Genomic DNA, 17,579 nt, shown 5'->3' with positions numbered 1-17,579 from the left:
CCGTGCGGTGTGCGGGGCCGTCGCGTAGGTGCTCAGCGCGCGAGCGGGTCGTGCGTCAGTGCACGGTGCCCATGAGCGACTGGACCTTCTTGCGGTACGAGTAGATCGCGAAGCCCGCGAGGACCGCGGCCGCCGCCTCGAAGGCGATCACCGAGGTGCCGTTGAGGTCGACGCCCGCGATGGAGAGCAGACCGGTCGTGCAGTCGCCCGCGGTGACCGCGAGGAACCAGACGCCCATCATCTGGGAGGCGTACTTCTGCGGGGCCATCTTCGTGGTGACCGAGAGGCCGACCGGGGAGAGGCACAGCTCACCGATGGTCTGGATCATGTAGATCGAGACCAGCCACATCGGCGAGACCTTGGTGCCGTCGCCGGCCATGTTCATCGGGACGATGAAGACGAAGAAGGACGCGCCGACCAGCACCAGACCCATCGAGAACTTCACGATGGTGTTCGGTTCCTGGTTCTTGCGGGCCAGCCACAGCCACAGCCAGGCGAAGACCGGCGCCAGACCCATGACGAAGAGCGGGTTCAGCGACTGGTACCAGGTGGCCGGGAAGCCGAGCCCGAAGACCTTGTCGGCGGTCTTGCCGTCGGCGAACAGCGACAGGGTCGAACCACCCTGGTCGTAGATCATCCAGAAGACGGCGGCGGCCACGAAGAACCAGATGTAAGCGGTCATCTTCGACTGCTCGGTGCCCGACAGGTCCTTGTCGCGCTTGATGCGGACCAGGACGGCCACCGGGATGACCAGACCGGCCAGGGTGATCGGGACCAGCGCCCAGTTCAGGGTGTACATGCCCAGGGCGGCGACGACGCCGTAGAACACGGCGGCCGCGACGAGGACGCCGACGACCTTGACGATCACGTTCTTGCGCTCGTCCGCGGACAGCGGGTTCGGGACGAGGCTGCTGCGGGCGTCCAGGTGCTTGGTGCCCAGGAGGAACTGGACCAGGCCCAGGCCCATGCCGACGGCGGCGAGCAGGAAGCCGAAGTGCCAGTTGACCTTCTCGCCGACGGTGCCGACGACGAAGGGGGCGACGAAGGCACCGAGGTTGATCCCGATGTAGAAGATCGTGAAGCCACCGTCACGGCGCGGGTCGTCCGGACCGTCGTAGAGGTGGCCGACCATCGTCGAGATGTTGGCCTTCAGCAGACCGGAACCGGCCGCGACCAGGACCAGGCCGAGGAAGAACATCGCCTGGCCGGGGATGGCCAGCGAGATGTGGCCGGCCATGATCACGCCACCGGCGATGGCGACGGTCTTGCGGGCGCCCCAGACGCGGTCACCGAACCAGCCGCCCGGCATGGCCATCAGGTAGACCATCGCCACGTAGACGGAGTAGATGGCCGTGGCCGTGGCCATCGTGAAGGCGAGGCCGCCACCCTGGCTGCCGGTCGCGGCCTCGGTCCCTCCCGAGACCAAGTACAGGACGAGGAGTGCGCGCATGCCGTAGTAGGAGAAGCGCTCCCACATCTCGGTCATGAACAGAGTGGCCAGGCCACGGGGGTGGCCGAAGAAGGTCTTTTCGGTGGACGAGTCCGCCGAACCCTCCGTCAGGCTGGAAGCCATGGTCGATCCTTGCTTGATCGGGACGCCTCGCTTCGTGAGCGGAACGGCGCCCGGTGGGGGGTGGCCGGCACCGGCGTCGAGTGCCCCGCCCCACGCCCAGGGGTCTCGCGGCCGTCTCGGCCGCGAAGGGACATCCGTCACCGGGATCCACGCCCCGTCGCGCATCTTCGCGCGCAGGGCCCGGCCCACAGGTCATTCACTGTCATCAAGCCCGGCTAAGGGCAGTCCCAAGAGACTGGCTCGCCGGTCAGGACAGAAGTAGAGACCTTTGGCTCGCTTTTCGGCGCAAAGGTCCCCGGGGTAGTGCATCAGGCGTCTCGACACCATACGACACGACACTGCGGCATATGAAAGGACTTGAGATATGGATCACAGGATTCCGGGGAACCGTTTGATCACATTCGAAGGTCCTGAGCCGCCCACAAGCCTAGATCGGCAGGGGTGTCCAGGTGCAGCCCTGCGGCCGCCCGCCGCGGACTACCATCACCCACATGACGCGTGTACTGCTCGCCGAGGACGACGCATCCATCTCGGAACCCCTGGCCCGCGCCCTGCGCCGGGAGGGGTACGAGGTCGAGGTCCGTGAGGACGGCCCGACCGCTCTGGACGCGGGACTGCAGGGCGGCGTCGATCTTGTCGTCCTGGACCTGGGCCTGCCCGGGATGGACGGCCTGGAGGTCGCCCGCCGGCTGCGTGCCGAGGGCCACGGCTTCCCGATCCTGGTCCTGACCGCCCGGGCCGACGAGGTCGACACCGTGGTCGGACTGGACGCGGGGGCCGACGACTACGTGACCAAGCCCTTCCGCCTCGCCGAGCTGCTGGCCCGGGTCCGGGCCCTGCTCCGGCGCGGCGCCACCGAGCCCGCCCAGCCGCCCGCCACCCACGGGGTGCGGATCGACGTCGAGTCGCACCGCGCCTGGATGGGGGAGGAGGAGCTCCAGCTCACCGCCAAGGAGTTCGACCTGCTGCGGGTCCTGGTGCGCGACGCGGGCCGGGTCGTCACCCGCGACCAGCTCATGCGCGAGGTCTGGGACACCACCTGGTGGTCCTCGACCAAGACCCTGGACATGCACATCTCCTGGCTGCGCAAGAAGCTGGGCGACGACGCCGCGAACCCGCGCTACATCGCGACCGTCCGGGGCGTGGGCTTCCGCTTCGAGAAGAGCTGACCGCCCCGGGGGCACCCGTTAGGGCATCCTCTAAGGCATGCGCCGCCGCCTGATCAACTCCACGCTCGCCGTGGTGCTCGTCGTGATCGCCGTGTTCGGGATCTCCCTCGTGATCGTGGAGACCCGGACGATCACCAACAGCGCCCAGGACAGTGTCGAATCCGAGGCCCTGCGCCTCGTCGGCATCGTCGAGTCGAACGTGCTGGAGAAGAAGCCGATCGACGCCCGCTCGCTCGGCGAGCAGCTGGACGCCGGGCGCTCCGCGCGCATCCAGGTCCCCGGCCACACCACGGTCGAGATCGGCGTGCCCGTCGACGGCAGCGCCCTGCGCGGCACCGCCAAGGGCGAGAACGGCGAGGTGGTGGTCGTCGAGGAGTCCCGCTCCACGGTCACCAAGGAGGTCGGCCGCACCCTCGCGGTGGTCGGCGCCGTCGCCCTGCTGGCCGTCGTGGCGGCCGTCCTGCTCGCGGTGCGCCAGGCCAACCGGCTGGCCTCCCCGCTCACCGACCTCGCCGAGACGGCCGAGCGCCTCGGCTCGGGGGACCCGCGGCCGCGCCACAAGCGGTACGGGGTGCCCGAGCTGGACCGGGTGGCGGACGTCCTGGACGCCAGCGCGGAGCGGATCGGGCGGATGCTGACCGCGGAGCGGCGCCTGGCCGCCGATGCCTCGCACCAGCTGCGCACCCCGCTGACCGCGCTGTCGATGCGGCTGGAGGAGATCACCGTCACGGACGACCTGGAGACCGTACGGGAGGAGGCGAGCATCGCCCTGACCCAGGTGGAGCGGCTCACGGACGTGGTGGAACGGCTGCTGACGAACTCCCGCGACCCGCGCACGGGCTCGGCGGTCCCCTTCGACCTGGACGAGGTCGTCAAACAACAGGTGGAGGAGTGGCGGCCGGCCTACCGCAGCGCCGGGCGGGCCATCGTGCGCTCGGGGAAGCAGGGGATGCGGGCCGTGGGCACGCCGGGAGCGGTGTCCCAGGTGCTGGCGACGCTGGTCGAGAACGCGCTCATGCACGGTGGCGGAACGGTCGCCCTGCGCACCCGGGTGACCGGGAACCAGGCGGTCATCGAGGTGACGGACGACGGTCCGGGCGTGCCTTCGGACCTCGGCAACCGGATCTTCGAGCGGGCGATCAGCGGGCGGAACTCCACGGGCATCGGCCTCGCGGTGGCCCGGGACCTGGCCGAGGCGGACGGTGGCCGGCTCGAACTGCTCCAGGCGCAGCCGCCGGTCTTCGCCCTCTTCCTGAGCCGGACGGCGCCGGAGCGCGTCGAGCACGAACAGCCGGTCCGCTAGCGCGTCCCTTCGGCTGCGGCCGGCTAGCGGGCGGCGGGCTCCGGGGCGGGCTCGGGGGAGACGGCGTCGGCGGCCTGGGCGGCGTCGGCCTCGCGCTGCGCGGCGACCACGGTGGTCGCGGCGGCGGGGGTGGACTCGGGCAGGGCGCGGAAGACCCAGGTCCGGTAGGACCAGAAGCGGAACACGGTCGCGATGCCCATGCCGAGGAACTTGAATATGTTGCTCTGCAGGTTGCTGTCCCAGCCGAAGCCGTAGGTGGCCGCGTAGAGCACACCGCTCTCGATGACCATGCCGATCAGGCTGAAGGCGACGAAGAGCGTCATCTCGCGGCGCCGGTTGCCGCGGTCGCGGTCGCGGTAGGTGAAGTACCGGAACCCGATGTAATTGCTGATGATCGCCACGACGATGGCTATGACGCTCGCGCGCACGACGGCCAGGTCGGTGGTGTGCCGGAGCAGGTTGAAGACGCCGAAGTTGACGAGCACGCCCATACCGCCGACCGCGCCGAACTTGATGACCTCCCGGCCGATGCCGCGGAAGCGTTCGGTCAAGGTGACGTGTTTCGGGGTGCTCATGTGATGGTTCAGTCCCTGCCGGTCGATGGTTCCAACCTGTCCATGTTAAGTCTCGGCCCAACCAAACGCGTGTGCCTTCCGACACCCGCGCGGAGCAGCGGGCGGGACGCGCGTAGACCTCCCGGTCGGACGTGAACCGGCCCGGCCGGCGTCCGAATGGCGGAATCCGGCCGATACCCTGGAGGAGTGACGTTCCCGGTAGTCGGCATGGTCGGCGGCGGACAGCTCGCCCGCATGACCCACGAGGCGGGTATCCCCCTCGGCATCAAATTCAAGATCCTCAGCGACAGCCCACAGGACTCGGCGGCCCAGGTCGTCAGCGACGTCGTCATCGGCGACTATCGCGACCTGGAGACGCTGCGCGCCTTCGCGCGCGGCTGCGACGTGATCACCTTCGATCACGAGCACGTCCCCACCGAGCACCTGCGGGCCCTGGAAGCGGACGGCATCCCCGTCCGCCCGGGGCCCGACGCGCTCGTGCACGCCCAGGACAAGGGGGTGATGCGCGCCCGGCTCGACGCGATCGGCGCGCCCAGCCCCCGCCACCGGATCGTGAGCGATCCGGCGGACGCGGTGGCCTTCGCGGCCGAGGTCGGCGGTTTCCCCGTCATCCTCAAGACCGTGCGCGGCGGGTACGACGGCAAGGGCGTGTGGTTCGTGCGGACCGAGGAGGACGCGCAGGCGCCCTTCAAGGCCGGCGTCCCCGTGCTGGCCGAGGAGAAGGTCGAGTACGTACGGGAGCTGGCGGCCAACATCGTCCGCTCCCCGCACGGCCAGGCCGTGGCGTACCCGGTCGTCGAGTCCGTCCAGGTGGACGGGGTCTGCGACACGGTGATCGCCCCCGCCCCGAACCTCTCCGAGGCCCTCGCGGGCGAGGCCCAGGCCCTCGCCCTGCGGATCGCCCAGGAGCTCGACGTGACCGGCCACCTGGCCGTCGAGCTGTTCGAGACCCGCGACGGTCGGATCCTGGTCAACGAACTGGCCATGCGCCCGCACAACTCCGGGCACTGGACCCAGGACGGCGCGATGACCTCGCAGTTCGCCAACCACGTGCGCGCGGTCCTGGACCTCCCGCTGGGCGACCCGCGCCCCCGCGCCCGCTGGACGGTCATGGCGAACGTGCTGGGCGGGGACTACCCCGACATGTACGCGGCCTACCTGCACTGCATGGCGCACGACCCCCAGCTGAAGATCCACATGTACGGCAAGGACGTGAAACCGGGCCGCAAGGTCGGCCACGTCAACACCTACGGCGACGACCTGGACGATGTGCTGGAGCGCGCACGTCACGCAGCCGGCTACCTCCGAGGGACGATCACCGAATGAGCACTCCTGGTACCTCCTCCGCACCGTCGGCGTCCTCGGCGTCCTCGGTGTCCGCGGCGTCTTCGGCGTCCTCCGCCGGGCCGGTCGTCGGCATCGTCATGGGCTCGGACTCCGACTGGCCCGTGATGGAGGCCGCCGCCCAGGCGCTCGACGAGTTCGAGGTCCGCTACGAGGTGGACGTCGTCTCCGCGCACCGGATGCCGCGCGAGATGATCGCGTACGGGGAGCAGGCCGCCGGGCGCGGGCTGAAGGCGGTCATCGCGGGCGCCGGCGGCGCCGCGCACCTGCCCGGGATGCTGGCGTCGGTGACCCCGCTGCCCGTGATCGGCGTACCGGTGCCGCTCAAGTACCTCGACGGCATGGACTCGCTGCTCTCGATCGTCCAGATGCCCGCCGGGGTTCCCGTCGCCACCGTCTCCGTCGGCGGCGCGCGCAACGCCGGGCTGCTGGCCGTACGGATCCTCGCCACCCAGGACCCGGAGCTGATGGCCCGGATGCGCGAGTTCCAGCAGGAGCTGAACGACCAGGCCACCGAGAAGGGCAAGCGCCTGCGGGCCAAGGTCGCCGGCGCGGACTCCTTCGGGTTCGGCAAGTGAGCGCGGCGCAGCGCCTGGACGAGGCGCTGGAACTGCTCGCCGAGCATCCGGTGGTCGACGGCCACAACGACCTGCCCTGGGCGCTGCGCCACCAGGTGCGCTACGACCTGGACCGGCGGGACATCGCCGCCGACCAGTCCGCGCACCTGCACACCGACATCCCCCGGCTGCGCGCCGGCGGGGTCGGGGCGCAGTTCTGGTCCGTCTACGTCCGCTCCGACTTCGCGGGCGACGAGGCGGTCAGCGCCACCCTGGAACAGATGGACGCGGTCGGCCAGCTGATCGAGCGCTACCCGGACCACCTGGTCCGGGCGCTCACGGCGGACGACATGGAGGCGGCGCGGGCGGACGGCAAGATCGCCTCGCTGATGGGCGCCGAGGGCGGCCACTCCATCAACAACTCGCTGGCCACCCTGCGCTCCCTGCATCTGCTCGGCGTCCGCTACATGACGCTCACCCACAACGACACCATCGACTGGGCGGACTCGGCGACCGACGAGCCGCGCCACGGCGGGCTCACGGACTTCGGCCGCGAGGTCGTGCGCGAGATGAACCGCATCGGCATGCTGGTGGACCTCTCGCACGTGGCGGCCACCACCATGCGCGACGCGCTCGCCGTCTCGGTGGCGCCGGTGATCTTCTCGCACTCCTCCGCGCTGGCGATCTGCGACCACCCGCGCAACGTCCCGGACGACGTGCTCGCGCTGCTCCCGGCCAACGGGGGCGTGGCCATGGCCACCTTCGTGCCCAAGTTCATCCTCCCGGCGGCGGTGGCCTGGACCGCCTCCGCCGACGAGAACCTGCGCGCGCACGGTCTGCACCACCTGGACACCGGGCCCGAGGCGATGGCCCTGCACCGGGCCTTCGAGGCGGCCAACCCGCGCCCGGTCGCCACGGCGGCCACGGTCGCCGACCACCTGGACCACATGCGCGAGGTCGCGGGCGTGGACCACATCGGCATCGGCGGCGACTTCGACGGCACGGCCTTCACCCCGGCCGGGCTGGACGACGTGTCCGGTTACCCGAACCTGATCGCGGAGCTGCTGACCCGCGGCTGGTCGCGGGCCGACCTGGCCAAGCTCACCTGGTCGAACGCGGTACGGGCGCTGCGGGACGCCGAGTCGGTCGCGGCCGAGCTGTCGGCGAGCCGCGGCCCGTCGAACGCGGTGCTGTAGCCGCCGGCGGCAGCGCGGCGCTGTCGCCGCGGGCGGCGGACGTGCAGGTCGGCGCGGGGTCCACGGGCTCCGCGCCACCCGAACGCCACATCCGCCGCGAACCCACGCGTCCCCCATGTCACGGTGGCAACACTTCTCCCTCCCCGCTGCCGCCGAGACCGGAGCGAACGCCATGGCCGACCTGCAGGACGACCCCGCGCACGGGGGCTCCGCCCCCGCCTCCCCAGGCTCCGTCGGAGCTGCCCCCGCCCCCGCGCCCGCCCCCGGCCTGCCCGGAGCCCTTGAGCGGGCCGCCGCGCTGCTGGCCGTCCACCCCGTCGCGGACGGGTGCAACACCTTCTTGTGGACGCTGCGCCAGAGCCCGTACCACGACAACATCGGCACCCCCGAGGGCGGCGTGGACACCGACATCCCCCGGCTGCGGGCCGGCGCGGTCGGCGCCCAGTTCTGGTCGCTGCTCACCCCCGGGCAGGACCGGGTGGTGGCGGAGACCCTCGAACAGATCGACGTCGCGCAGGCGATGCTGCGGCGCTACCCCGACAGCCTGAGCCCGGCCCTGTGCGCGGACGACATGGCCGACGCGCGCAACCGCGGGCGGATCGCCTCCTTCCTGGGCCCGGCGCCCGGCCGCACGCTCACCGACTCGCTCGGCACCCTGCGGGCCCTGCACGCCCTGGGCGTGCGCAGCATGACGCCGGCCGGTGCCGCGTGGGCGGACCAGGGGCTGACGGCCTTCGGTCACGAGGTGGTGCGGGAGCTGAACCGGCTCGCCGTGCTGATCGACCTGACCGGCTGCGACGACGCCGTGGCCGTGCAGATCGCGGGTGCCTCGAAGGCCCCCGTACTGATCTCCCACACGGCCTCCGCCGCGCTCACCCCGCACCCCGGGAACGTCTCCGACGAGGTGCTGCTCGCCCTGCGGGCCGCGCGCGGCCTGTGCATGGTCACCTTCGCCTCCGCGCAGACCGGCGACTCGCTGCACGTGGTGGCGGACCACCTCGACCACGTGCGGGCGGTGGCGGGCCCGGACTGCGTCGGCCTCGGCGCCGCCTTCGGCAGCGAACCGGCCACCCCGCGCCCGGCCGGTCTGACCGACGCGTCCGGCTATCCCCGACTGATCGCCGAACTCCTCGACCGGGGCTGGTCGGAAGCCGACCTGGCCCTTCTGACCTGGGACAACGCCCAGCGCGTGCTGCGCGACGCGGAATTCACCGCCCGCGCGGCCCAGCACCGGCGCGGGACCCCGTAACCGCGCGCCGGCCGGGATCGGCGAGTCGGGATCAGCTGGCGCAGAGGCAGACCGGGTGCCCGGCCGGGTCGGCGTACACGCGGTAGGTGCGGTCGGGTCCGCCCAGGTCCAGGGGCGTCGCGCCCAGCTCCAGGATCCGGGCCTGCGCCGCGTCCAGGTCGTCGACGCTCAGGTCGAGGTGGAACTGCTGCGCGCCCCCGTCCGAGGGCCACTTCGGCGCCACGTGCCCGGGGGCCCGTTGGAAGGCGAGCGCGGTGCCCGGGTGGCCGGTGAGGTCGACCCAGGAGCCGTCCTCGTCCGGGCTGGGAGTACCGCCGAGCAGGCCGGCGTAGAAGGTGGCGAGGGCGAGCGGGTCGGGACAGTCGACGACGACGGTGCCGAGCGTGGCGATGGCCATGGTCTCTCCTCCGTAGGGTTACCAGTACAAGGGCTTTACCGGTAACCCTCACTGTAGGCGTTACCGGCTGGCCTGGCCAAGAGGTAACGTCGAGGACATGAGCGGGGAACGAGCACCGGCACCCGGGGACCTCGCGTTGGTGGAGGCCCTCGTCAACACGCTGAGCGTGGACACCGGGCAGGACCGGCTGGCGGCGGAGTTCGGGCTGTCCGGACCGGCGCTCGCGGAGGCGACCGCGCTGCGCGAGGGCCTGCGCGCCGCCTGTCGGGCCCACGCCGGACACCCGGTGGCGCCCGGCTCGCTGGAGGATCTGAACGCCCTGTTGGCCGCGGCCCCGCTCACGGTCCGGATCGGTCCGGACGGCGCGGCGACGGTCACCGCGCCGGGGGAGCCGACGCTGCTCGCACGGGTGGCCTCGGCCGTCGCCGGGGCGGCCGCGGACGGCACCTGGTCGCGGCTGAAGGCCTGCGCGGCGGCGGACTGCCAGTGGGCGTACTACGACCGCAGCCCGGCGGGCCGGGGCCGCTGGTGCGTGATGTCGGTCTGCGGTGCGCGCGCCAAGATGCGCACCTACCGCGCCGCCCGCACCACCTGAGCCCTGCGGGGGCGGTACGGCGGTGCGGGCGGCGTACGGGCACTACGCGCGCGGGCGGCCCATCGCCCGGAAGGTCCAGCCCGCCGCGCGCCAGCGCGCGGAGTCCAGCGCGTTGCGGCCGTCCAGGACGAGGCGCTCCGAGACGAGCGGGGCCAGCGCCGCCGGGTCCAGCTCGCGGAACTCGCGCCATTCGGTGAGGTGCAGGACGACGTCCGCGCCCGTCACCGCCGCCACCGCGGAGTCGGCGTACGCCAGGGTCGGGAAGACGCGGCGGGCGTTGTCCATGCCCTTGGGGTCGTAGACGGTGACCTGGCCGCCCTGGAGGTGGATCTGGCCGGCCACGTTCAGCGCGGGGGAGTCCCGCACGTCGTCCGAGTCCGGCTTGAAGGTGGCGCCGAGCACGGCGACGCGCTTGCCGAGGAAGGACCCGCCGACCGCGTCCCGGGCGAGCTCGACCATGTGCCCGCGGCGGCGCATGTTGATCGAATCGACCTCGCGCAGGAAGGTCAGCGCCTGGTCGGCGCCCAGCTCGCCGGCGCGGGCCATGAAGGCCCGGATGTCCTTCGGCAGGCAGCCGCCGCCGAAGCCGATCCCGGCGCGCAGGAACTTCGCGCCGATCCGGTCGTCGTGCCCGATCGCCTCGGCCAGCTTGACCACGTCGCCGCCCGCGGCCTCGCAGACCTCGGCCATCGCGTTGATGAAGGAGATCTTCGTGGCGAGGAAGGAGTTCGCGGCGGTCTTGACCAGTTCCGCCGTCGGGAAGTCGGTGACCACGAGCGGCGAGCCCTCGCCGAGCGGGGTCGCGTACACCTCGCGCAGCAGCTTCTCCGCCGTCTCGCCGCGGACGCCGATCACGATCCGGTCCGGGTGCAGGGTGTCCTGGACCGCGAAGCCCTCCCGCAGGAACTCGGGGTTCCAGGCCAGCTCGACGTCCGCGCCCGCCGGGGCGAGCTCGGCCAGCCGCTCCGCCAGCCGCGCCGCCGAACCCACCGGGACGGTGGACTTGCCGACGACCAGGGCGGGCCGGGTCAGGTGCGGGGCCAGGGACTCGATCGCGGAGTCGACGTAGGACATGTCGCAGGCGTACTCGCCGTGCTTCTGCGGGGTGTTCACGCAGACGAAGTGGACGTCGCCGAAGGCGCCGACCTCCTCCCAGGAGGTGGTGAAGCGCAAGCGTCCGCTCGCGCCCGGCAGTCCGGCGACGTGCCGGGCGAGCAGTTCCTCCAGCCCCGGTTCGTACATCGGGACCCGGCCGGAGGCCAGCATCTCGATCTTCTCCGGGACGATGTCCAGCCCCAGCACCTCGAAGCCCAGTTCGGCCATGGCTGCGGCGTGGGTGGCGCCGAGGTAGCCGGTACCGATCACAGTGATCTTGGGGGCCATGCGTGCTCCAAGGGTGTGGTGCCGTTCGCGGCCACCGAGCATAGTCGGGCGCGCGTGGGGGGACGTTCCCCCCTGTCCCCTCCGTCACGGGGTGCGGCCGCACCCGCTGTCACGCAACTCACGTGCGTCTCACGTATCCGTGATCGGGCCGGGACACTAAGCTCTGGGTTACTTAACGGTAGTTAGCATCACGCATCACCTTGGGGAGTGAGAGTCTTGGCGGGTTCTGCCGACTTCGACCTGTACCGCCCGGCCGAGGAGCACGACATGCTCCGCGAGTCGGTCCGCTCGCTCGCCGAGGCCAAGATCCTTCCGTTCGCGGCGGCCGTCGACGAGGAGTCCCGCTTCCCGCAGGAGGCCCTCGACGCGCTCGTCGCCAGCGACCTGCACGCCGTCCACGTGCCCGAGAGCTACGGCGGCGCGGGCGCGGACGCCCTGGCCACCGTGATCGTGATCGAGGAAGTGGCCCGCGTCTGCGCCTCCTCCTCCCTGATCCCGGCCGTCAACAAGCTCGGCTCGCTCCCGGTGATCCTCTCCGGCTCCGAGGAGCTGAAGGCGAAGTACCTGGGCCCGCTGGCCAAGGGCGACGCGATGTTCTCGTACGCGCTCTCCGAGCCGGACGCGGGCTCGGACGCGGCCGGCATGAAGACCCGCGCCGTGCGCGACGGCGACTTCTGGGTGCTCAACGGCGTCAAGCGCTGGATCACCAACGCGGGCGTCTCCGAGTACTACACGGTGATGGCCGTGACCGACCCCGAGAAGCGCTCCAAGGGCATCTCCGCCTTCGTGGTCGAGAAGTCGGACGAGGGCGTCTCCTTCGGCGCCCCGGAGAAGAAGCTCGGCATCAAGGGCTCGCCGACCCGCGAGGTCTACCTCGACAACGTGCGCATCCCGGCCGACCGCATGATCGGCGCCGAGGGCACCGGTTTCGCCACCGCCATGAAGACCCTGGACCACACCCGCATCACCATCGCGGCCCAGGCGATCGGCATCGCCCAGGGCGCCCTGGACTACGCCAAGGGCTACGTCCAGGAGCGCAAGCAGTTCGGCAAGCCGATCGGCGACTTCCAGGGCGTGCAGTTCATGCTCGCGGACATGGCGATGAAGCTGGAGGCGGCCCGTCAGCTGACCTACGCGGCGGCGGCCAAGTCCGAGCGCGTCTCCGCCGGCGGCGCCGCCGAGGACCTGACCTTCTTCGGCGCCGCGGCCAAGTGCTTCGCCTCCGACGTGGCCATGGAGGTCACCACGGACGCCGTCCAACTCCTCGGCGGCTACGGCTACACCCGTGACTACCCGCTGGAGCGCATGATGCGCGACGCGAAGATCACGCAGATCTACGAGGGCACCAACCAGGTCCAGCGCATCGTGATGGCGCGCAACCTGCCGTAGCGTCCCCTGGCCTCAGGCCACCGAACCTCTGGGCCCCCGGCGTTCCGCCGGGGGCCCAGAGGTCCCCTGGCCTCAGGCCACCGAACCTCTGGGCCCCCGGCGTTCCGCCGTGGGCCCAGAGGCCGTACGCCCCCTCGCGCACTCCCGGAGCGGGTCCGTCATAAATCCCCGGGCGGCTCGGCGGTGTTGGGATATCTTCGGATGATCGCCAAGATCCACATCTTGGTGATCAGCTGATCCTGCCGCCTTCGAAAGGGCCCCGCCCGGTGTTCTCGCGCGTGAGTCAACCCGTCATAGCCGCCGTAGCGGTCACCTCGCTCTGCGCCTTCGGGGCCTACGCGGCGACCGCCGAGGGGAGCGCGGACTCCTCCGCCGCCGCGCCCGCGGCGCCCTCTGGCCCGGCCACCACGTCGGCCTCGGCCTCGACGTCCCCCTCGGCGGCCCCGACGCTCTCCGCGTCGCCCTCCGCCGCCGCGTCCGCCCCGGCGTCGCCGACCGCGTCCGCGTCGCCCGCGGCCCAGGTGTCCCCGTACCCGAACGCCGCCGCGATCCTCGCGAAGGACGGGATCAAGCTGGTCCGCGGGGACGGTGGGATCACCCTCGCCGAATGCGGTACCAGCACGTCCCAGGTGCGCCTGTACACCTACGAGGACCCCGCGGCCAAGCGCAAGCCCATCTACTGCTTCACCGTCCACTCGCAGACGGGCCGCATCACCCTCGAATCGGACCGCGTCTTCGCGCTCGACGCCGGTGCGCACCCCGTGAACGCCACGTTCACCTCGGGCGCCGCGACCACCGCGAACGTGGACGTCGCCAAGAACAGCTACGCCAGGATCGTCGACAAGCCGCTGGGTGCCACGGGCCCCGTCGTCGTCGAGCTCCGCGTGACCGGCTGACCCGCTCCGCGGCCCCGTACGCCCTCTCCCGGGCCGCGCCCCGTCCAGTCATGCGAAGACGCCCCGCGTCGCAGTCCCTCTGTACCGAAGGTCCCAGACCCGTGATGAAGCGCACCGCGCACCTCAGCCTCGCCCTGCTCGCAGGCGCCGCCCTCCTCGGCCTCGGCGCCACCCCGGCCACCGCGGCGGCCCAGCCCTCCCCGCCGCTCCTCCACATCATGCCGCTGGGCGACTCCATAACCGAGGGCGTGGGTTCGCCCTCGCCCTTCGCCGGATACCGGCAGCCCCTGTGGAACCTCATGGCGGGTCAGACCCGCTACCTGCCCGACCTCGTGGGGAGCCGCGCCCTCGGCAACTTCCCCGACCCCGACCACAACGGGAACAGCGGATGGGTGGTCGAGGACGTCCGGGCGAAGATCAACGAGTGGCAGACCGCCGCCAACCCGGATGTGGTCCTGCTCCACCTCGGCATCAACGACATCCGCCAGTCGGGCTCCGACCCGGTCGCCGCCGCGAACCGGCTCTCCACGCTCGTCGACGGGATCCAGGCGCGCAAGCCCGGGGTCACGGTCCTCGTGCAGGGGCTCCTGACCGACACGGTGGGCCAGGAGCAGCGCGCGGCCACCTTCAACACCGTGCTCCGCGGCCAGGAAGCCTCCCGCCGGTCCGCGGGTCAGCACTTCCGCTTCGTCGAGCCGCCCAAGCTCGACGCCGCGACGGAACTGGCCGACGGCCTGCACCCCAACACCCTCGGCTACGACAAGATGGCCCGCGCCTTCAACGACGCCATCGAGCAGGCGGTCAGCGACGGTTGGACGCAGCACGCGCCCGCGCCCCGGGCCGGCAACGAGGTCGGCGGCGCCGCCCGCGTCCGCTGGGCCGACTGGGACGGCGACGGCAAGACCGACCAGCTCGTCGTCGCCGACAACGGCGCCGTCACCGTCAAGTTGAACCGCGGCGGCAACTCCGGCGGCGGCTGGCAGAACTACGGCCAGGTCGCGACCGGCCTCACGGCCGACCGCACCCGCGCCCGGTTCGCCGACTGGGACGGCGACGGCAAGGCGGACTACATCCTCGTCAACGCCAACGGCTCCGTCGTCGTCTACCTCAACCGGGGCGGTGACGGACACGGCGGCTGGCAGAGCGTGGGGCAGATCGGTACGGGCACCACGACCAAGCAGGACCAGGTCCGCTTCGCCGACTTCGACGGCGACGGCCGCACCGACTACACGACCATCGGCGACAACGGCGCCGTCGTCGTCTACGTCAACCGCGGCGGCGACACCGGCTCCGGCTGGCAGGTCCTGAACCAGGTGGCCTCCGGCACCACGACCGACCGCTCCCGGGTCCGCCTCGCCGACATCGACGGCGACGGCCGGGCCGACTACCTCACGATCGGCGGCAACGGAGCCGTCAGCGGGTACGCCAACCGCGGCGGCGACGGCCACGGCAGTTGGGCCAACCTGGGGCAGATCGTCGGCGGCGTGACCACCGTCCAGGGCAACGTGCAGTTCGCGGACTTCAACGGCGACACGCACGTCGACTACATCCTCACCGGCTCCGGCGACAGCGCGTCGGTCTACCTCTTCGACGGCTTCGGCGCCGGCTGGCTCTACCAGGGCACCGTCGTCTGACGCCCACGGGGCGGGTCTGCGTACCAAATCCGCAACAACGTCCCGGGCCGGTCTCCCCTCCTTCCGTGGGGGAGACCGGCCCGGGTGTGTGCGCCGGGGCCCCGACCCGCCGCGTGGGCACCGGTGTTCCGGGCGCCGTGTCCGGCCGGACGGGCCCGTCGGGCCCGGTGGGGCCCGTCACCTCCGGCCTCGGTACGTCCCCGAGTGGGCTAAATTTGAACCTTCGTGCGCCCGAACCTGTTGGGGAGAAGAAATGACGGAAGCGATCCTGCTGGTCGGTGGGCAGGGGACGCGACTGCGCCCCGTCACGGTGAACACCCCCAAGCCGATGGTTCCGGCTGCGGGCGTACCGTTCCTCGCCCACCAGATAGCCAGGGCCGCCGACGCCGGTGTGACGCACATCGTGATGGCCACCTGCTACCTGGCGGAGGTCTTCGAGCCCTACTTCGGTGACGGCTCCGACTTCGGTGTCCACCTGGAGTACGTCGTCGAGGACGAGCCCCTCGGTACCGGCGGCGCCATCCGCAACGCCGCCGAACTGCTGACCGGCGGCGCCGACGAGCCCGTCCTGGTCTTCAACGGCGACATCCTGACCGGCCTGGACATCCGCGGGCTGGTCGATTCCCACCGGGCCGCCGACGCGGACGTCTCCCTGCACCTGGTGCGGGTCGAGGACCCGCGCGCCTTCGGTCTGGTCCCCACCGACGCCGAGGGGCGGGTGCTGGCCTTCACGGAGAAGCCGCAGACCCCCGAGGAGATCGTCACCGACCAGATCAACGCCGGCTGCTACGTCTTCCGCCGCTCGGTGATCGACTCCATTCCGGTCGGTCGACCGGTCTCCGTCGAGCGCGAGACCTTCCCCGGCCTGCTCGCCTCCGGCGCCAAGCTGCACGGCAAGACCGAGGACACCTACTGGCTGGACCTCGGCAAGCCCGAGTCCTTCGTCCAGGCCTCCGCCGATCTGGTCCGCGGGGTCGTCGACTCCCCGGCCGTTCCCGGCCCGCGCGGTGAGGTCCTGGTCCTGCCCGGCGCACAGGTGGCGGACGGAGCGAAGGTTTCGGGAGGTACCGTTGTGGGTGCCGGTGCCCGGATCGAATCGGGCGCCGTCGTACTGGGCTCCATCGTGCTGGACGGCGCCACCATCGGTCCGGACACGCATGTGACCGCGTCCCTGATCGGTGCCGGTGCCGCCGTGGGCGCGCGCACGGTGCTGGACGGCGCGGTCATCGGGGACGGAGCACTGGTGGGCGCCGACAACGAACTTCGCGCCGGGGTGCGGGTGTGGTGTGAGGCAGAGCTGCCTCCCGCCGCCGTGCGCTTCTCGTCGGACCGGTGACCCCGGGCCGGATGCGTGCGCGTACCGACCGACTTCAGTGAGGCAGTAACCCTGTGATAGGCGAGCAGAAGACCCCCCGCGAGACCTCGGCCGCGGCCGCGACCGCGTCCCCCGCGCTTCCCGATGCGTGGGCACACACCCCGCTGACCGTGGTCATGCCCACGTACAACGAGGCGGGCAACCTGCCGGGCATGGTCGAGCTGCTGATGGGCCTGGAGCTGCCCGGCCTGCGCCTCCTCGTCGTCGACGACTCGTCGCCCGACGGCACCGGCCAGATCGCCGAGGACCTCGCCGAGGGCCACCTCGCCGAGGACGGCACCCCCCGCATGTCGGTCCTGCACCGCACCACGAAGGACGGCCTCGGCCGCGCCTACGCCGCGGGCATGGCCAAGGCCGTCGAGGACGGCGCCGCCTACGTCCTGCAGATGGACGCCGACGGTTCGCACCCCTCCGCCAAGATCGCCGAGATGCTGGGCGTGGCCCTGTCCACCGGCGCGGGCCTCGTCGTCGGTAGCCGCTACGTCCCCGGCGGCACCCTCTCCGACGCCTGGGGCGCCCACCGCAAGCTGCTCTCGCGCTGGGCCAACGCCTACGCCAGCACCATCCTGGGCACCCGCGTCCGCGACATCACGGGCGGCTTCAACATGTGGAGCGCCGAGGCGCTGCGCGCCATCGACCTCGCGTCGGTCGGCAGCGCGGGCTACAGCTTCCAGGTGGAGATGAAGTTCAAGGCGCTGCGCCGTGACTTCCAGGTCATGGAGGTCCCGATCCACTTCGAGGACCGCACCGTCGGCGAGTCCAAGATGAACCTCGCGGTCCAGCTGGAGTCGATCGCCATGCCGTGGAAGCTGCGCGCCCGCGCCCGCCGCTGATCCGAGCACGCGCACACGCGGGAGGGGGGGGGGGGGGGGGGGGCGGTCGGGGGGGGGGGGGGGGGGGGGGGGGGGGGGGCGGACCATCGACCCCGAAGAACGCGAACCCAA

The 17,579-nt window shown here is 71.7% G+C and carries 16 protein-coding genes; 12 read left to right on the top strand and 4 right to left on the bottom strand.

Annotation, left to right across the window (positions count from 1 at the left end; translation table 11 throughout):
• Positions 1 to 55: 55 nt before the first annotated feature.
• Entirely contained in the window at positions 56 to 1,573 is a 1,518-nt protein-coding gene (locus tag ACZ4UB_RS06465) for a peptide MFS transporter (protein ID WP_468068649.1), read from the bottom strand.
• A 491-nt stretch (positions 1,574 to 2,064) separates the two neighbouring features.
• Between ACZ4UB_RS06465 and ACZ4UB_RS06460 the strand changes: the two genes are divergently transcribed.
• Both ACZ4UB_RS06460 and ACZ4UB_RS06455 read left to right on the top strand, forming a co-directional pair.
• Positions 2,065 to 2,742 carry a response regulator transcription factor gene (locus ACZ4UB_RS06460; protein WP_226734440.1) on the top strand — a complete coding sequence of 226 codons (678 nt, stop codon included), beginning with the start codon at positions 2,065 to 2,067 and terminating at the stop codon, positions 2,740 to 2,742.
• A gap of 37 nt (positions 2,743 to 2,779) precedes the next feature.
• Positions 2,780 to 4,045, top strand: a complete 1,266-nt coding sequence (locus tag ACZ4UB_RS06455; protein ID WP_468068648.1) for an ATP-binding protein — start codon at positions 2,780 to 2,782, stop codon at positions 4,043 to 4,045.
• Positions 4,046 to 4,068: 23 nt separating this feature from the next.
• Here ACZ4UB_RS06455 and ACZ4UB_RS06450 read toward each other — a convergent pair whose 3' ends face one another.
• Positions 4,069 to 4,620 (bottom strand): GtrA family protein, encoded by a 552-nt coding sequence (locus tag ACZ4UB_RS06450; protein ID WP_468068647.1) that lies wholly within the window; start codon positions 4,618 to 4,620, stop codon positions 4,069 to 4,071.
• A 186-nt stretch (positions 4,621 to 4,806) separates the two neighbouring features.
• Here ACZ4UB_RS06450 and ACZ4UB_RS06445 point away from each other — a divergent pair, with 186 nt between their 5' ends.
• The 4 genes from ACZ4UB_RS06445 to ACZ4UB_RS06430 all read left to right on the top strand — a co-directional run bounded on the left by ACZ4UB_RS06445 (position 4,807) and on the right by ACZ4UB_RS06430 (position 8,966).
• Positions 4,807 to 5,946 (top strand): 5-(carboxyamino)imidazole ribonucleotide synthase, encoded by a 1,140-nt coding sequence (locus ACZ4UB_RS06445; RefSeq protein WP_468068646.1) that lies wholly within the window; start codon positions 4,807 to 4,809, stop codon positions 5,944 to 5,946.
• A gap of 98 nt (positions 5,947 to 6,044) precedes the next feature.
• Positions 6,045 to 6,542 carry a 5-(carboxyamino)imidazole ribonucleotide mutase gene (purE, locus tag ACZ4UB_RS06440; RefSeq protein WP_354382978.1) on the top strand — a complete coding sequence of 166 codons (498 nt, stop codon included), beginning with the start codon at positions 6,045 to 6,047 and terminating at the stop codon, positions 6,540 to 6,542.
• Positions 6,539 to 7,717 carry a dipeptidase gene (locus ACZ4UB_RS06435; RefSeq protein WP_468068645.1) on the top strand — a complete coding sequence of 393 codons (1,179 nt, stop codon included), beginning with the start codon at positions 6,539 to 6,541 and terminating at the stop codon, positions 7,715 to 7,717. The genes purE and ACZ4UB_RS06435 overlap by 4 nt, the downstream gene beginning before the upstream one ends.
• Positions 7,718 to 7,889: 172 nt before the next feature.
• Positions 7,890 to 8,966, top strand: a complete 1,077-nt coding sequence (locus ACZ4UB_RS06430; protein WP_468068644.1) for a dipeptidase — start codon at positions 7,890 to 7,892, stop codon at positions 8,964 to 8,966.
• 31 nt (positions 8,967 to 8,997) lie between these two features.
• On the opposite strand, the gene ACZ4UB_RS06425 is transcribed toward ACZ4UB_RS06430, so the two are convergent.
• Positions 8,998 to 9,363, bottom strand: a complete 366-nt coding sequence (locus ACZ4UB_RS06425; RefSeq protein ID WP_468068642.1) for a VOC family protein — start codon at positions 9,361 to 9,363, stop codon at positions 8,998 to 9,000.
• 97 nt (positions 9,364 to 9,460) lie between these two features.
• On the opposite strand from ACZ4UB_RS06425, the gene ACZ4UB_RS06420 reads away from it, so the two are divergent.
• The gene (locus tag ACZ4UB_RS06420) at positions 9,461 to 9,958 is read left to right on the top strand and encodes a CGNR zinc finger domain-containing protein (RefSeq protein ID WP_468068641.1); all 498 of its coding nucleotides are present in this window, start codon (positions 9,461 to 9,463) and stop codon (positions 9,956 to 9,958) included.
• A gap of 42 nt (positions 9,959 to 10,000) precedes the next feature.
• Here ACZ4UB_RS06420 and ACZ4UB_RS06415 read toward each other — a convergent pair whose 3' ends face one another.
• A complete protein-coding gene (locus tag ACZ4UB_RS06415; RefSeq protein WP_468068640.1) occupies positions 10,001 to 11,341 on the bottom strand; it encodes a UDP-glucose dehydrogenase family protein in 1,341 nt (446 codons plus the stop codon).
• A 216-nt stretch (positions 11,342 to 11,557) separates the two neighbouring features.
• Here ACZ4UB_RS06415 and ACZ4UB_RS06410 point away from each other — a divergent pair, with 216 nt between their 5' ends.
• The 5 genes from ACZ4UB_RS06410 to ACZ4UB_RS06390 all read left to right on the top strand — a co-directional run bounded on the left by ACZ4UB_RS06410 (position 11,558) and on the right by ACZ4UB_RS06390 (position 17,468).
• On the top strand, positions 11,558 to 12,730 hold the full coding sequence (locus ACZ4UB_RS06410) for an acyl-CoA dehydrogenase family protein (protein WP_354382919.1): 1,173 nt from the start codon (positions 11,558 to 11,560) through the stop codon (positions 12,728 to 12,730).
• A gap of 278 nt (positions 12,731 to 13,008) precedes the next feature.
• On the top strand, positions 13,009 to 13,626 hold the full coding sequence (locus ACZ4UB_RS06405; RefSeq protein ID WP_468068639.1) for a hypothetical protein: 618 nt from the start codon (positions 13,009 to 13,011) through the stop codon (positions 13,624 to 13,626).
• A 104-nt stretch (positions 13,627 to 13,730) separates the two neighbouring features.
• A complete protein-coding gene (locus ACZ4UB_RS06400) occupies positions 13,731 to 15,260 on the top strand; it encodes an FG-GAP-like repeat-containing protein (RefSeq protein ID WP_468068638.1) in 1,530 nt (509 codons plus the stop codon).
• A gap of 253 nt (positions 15,261 to 15,513) precedes the next feature.
• The gene (gene manB, locus ACZ4UB_RS06395) at positions 15,514 to 16,596 is read left to right on the top strand and encodes a mannose-1-phosphate guanylyltransferase (RefSeq protein WP_354382917.1); all 1,083 of its coding nucleotides are present in this window, start codon (positions 15,514 to 15,516) and stop codon (positions 16,594 to 16,596) included.
• 53 nt (positions 16,597 to 16,649) lie between these two features.
• Positions 16,650 to 17,468 (top strand): polyprenol monophosphomannose synthase, encoded by an 819-nt coding sequence (locus ACZ4UB_RS06390; RefSeq protein ID WP_468068636.1) that lies wholly within the window; start codon positions 16,650 to 16,652, stop codon positions 17,466 to 17,468.
• Positions 17,469 to 17,579: the final 111 nt, after the last annotated feature.

The organism is Streptomyces sp. NPDC028419, assembly GCF_055565515.1.
The sequence above is the reverse complement of the archived record's forward strand: the minus strand, read 5'-3'. Positions and strand labels throughout refer to the sequence as shown.

What these genes read in the sequence shown, in the direction of transcription:
- ACZ4UB_RS06465 (WP_468068649.1), bottom strand. Translation starts at nt 1,573, where the DNA reads ATGGCTTCCAGCCTGACGGAGGGTTCGGCGGACTCGTCCACCGAAAAG.
- ACZ4UB_RS06460 (WP_226734440.1), top strand. Translation starts at nt 2,065, where the DNA reads ATGACGCGTGTACTGCTCGCCGAGGACGACGCATCCATCTCGGAACCC.
- ACZ4UB_RS06455 (WP_468068648.1), top strand. Translation starts at nt 2,780, where the DNA reads ATGCGCCGCCGCCTGATCAACTCCACGCTCGCCGTGGTGCTCGTCGTG.
- ACZ4UB_RS06450 (WP_468068647.1), bottom strand. Translation starts at nt 4,620, where the DNA reads ATGAGCACCCCGAAACACGTCACCTTGACCGAACGCTTCCGCGGCATC.
- purE (WP_354382978.1), top strand. Translation starts at nt 6,045, where the DNA reads ATGGGCTCGGACTCCGACTGGCCCGTGATGGAGGCCGCCGCCCAGGCG.
- ACZ4UB_RS06430 (WP_468068644.1), top strand. Translation starts at nt 7,890, where the DNA reads ATGGCCGACCTGCAGGACGACCCCGCGCACGGGGGCTCCGCCCCCGCC.
- ACZ4UB_RS06425 (WP_468068642.1), bottom strand. Translation starts at nt 9,363, where the DNA reads ATGGCCATCGCCACGCTCGGCACCGTCGTCGTCGACTGTCCCGACCCG.
- ACZ4UB_RS06420 (WP_468068641.1), top strand. Translation starts at nt 9,461, where the DNA reads ATGAGCGGGGAACGAGCACCGGCACCCGGGGACCTCGCGTTGGTGGAG.
- ACZ4UB_RS06415 (WP_468068640.1), bottom strand. Translation starts at nt 11,341, where the DNA reads ATGGCCCCCAAGATCACTGTGATCGGTACCGGCTACCTCGGCGCCACC.
- ACZ4UB_RS06400 (WP_468068638.1), top strand. Translation starts at nt 13,731, where the DNA reads ATGAAGCGCACCGCGCACCTCAGCCTCGCCCTGCTCGCAGGCGCCGCC.
- manB (WP_354382917.1), top strand. Translation starts at nt 15,514, where the DNA reads ATGACGGAAGCGATCCTGCTGGTCGGTGGGCAGGGGACGCGACTGCGC.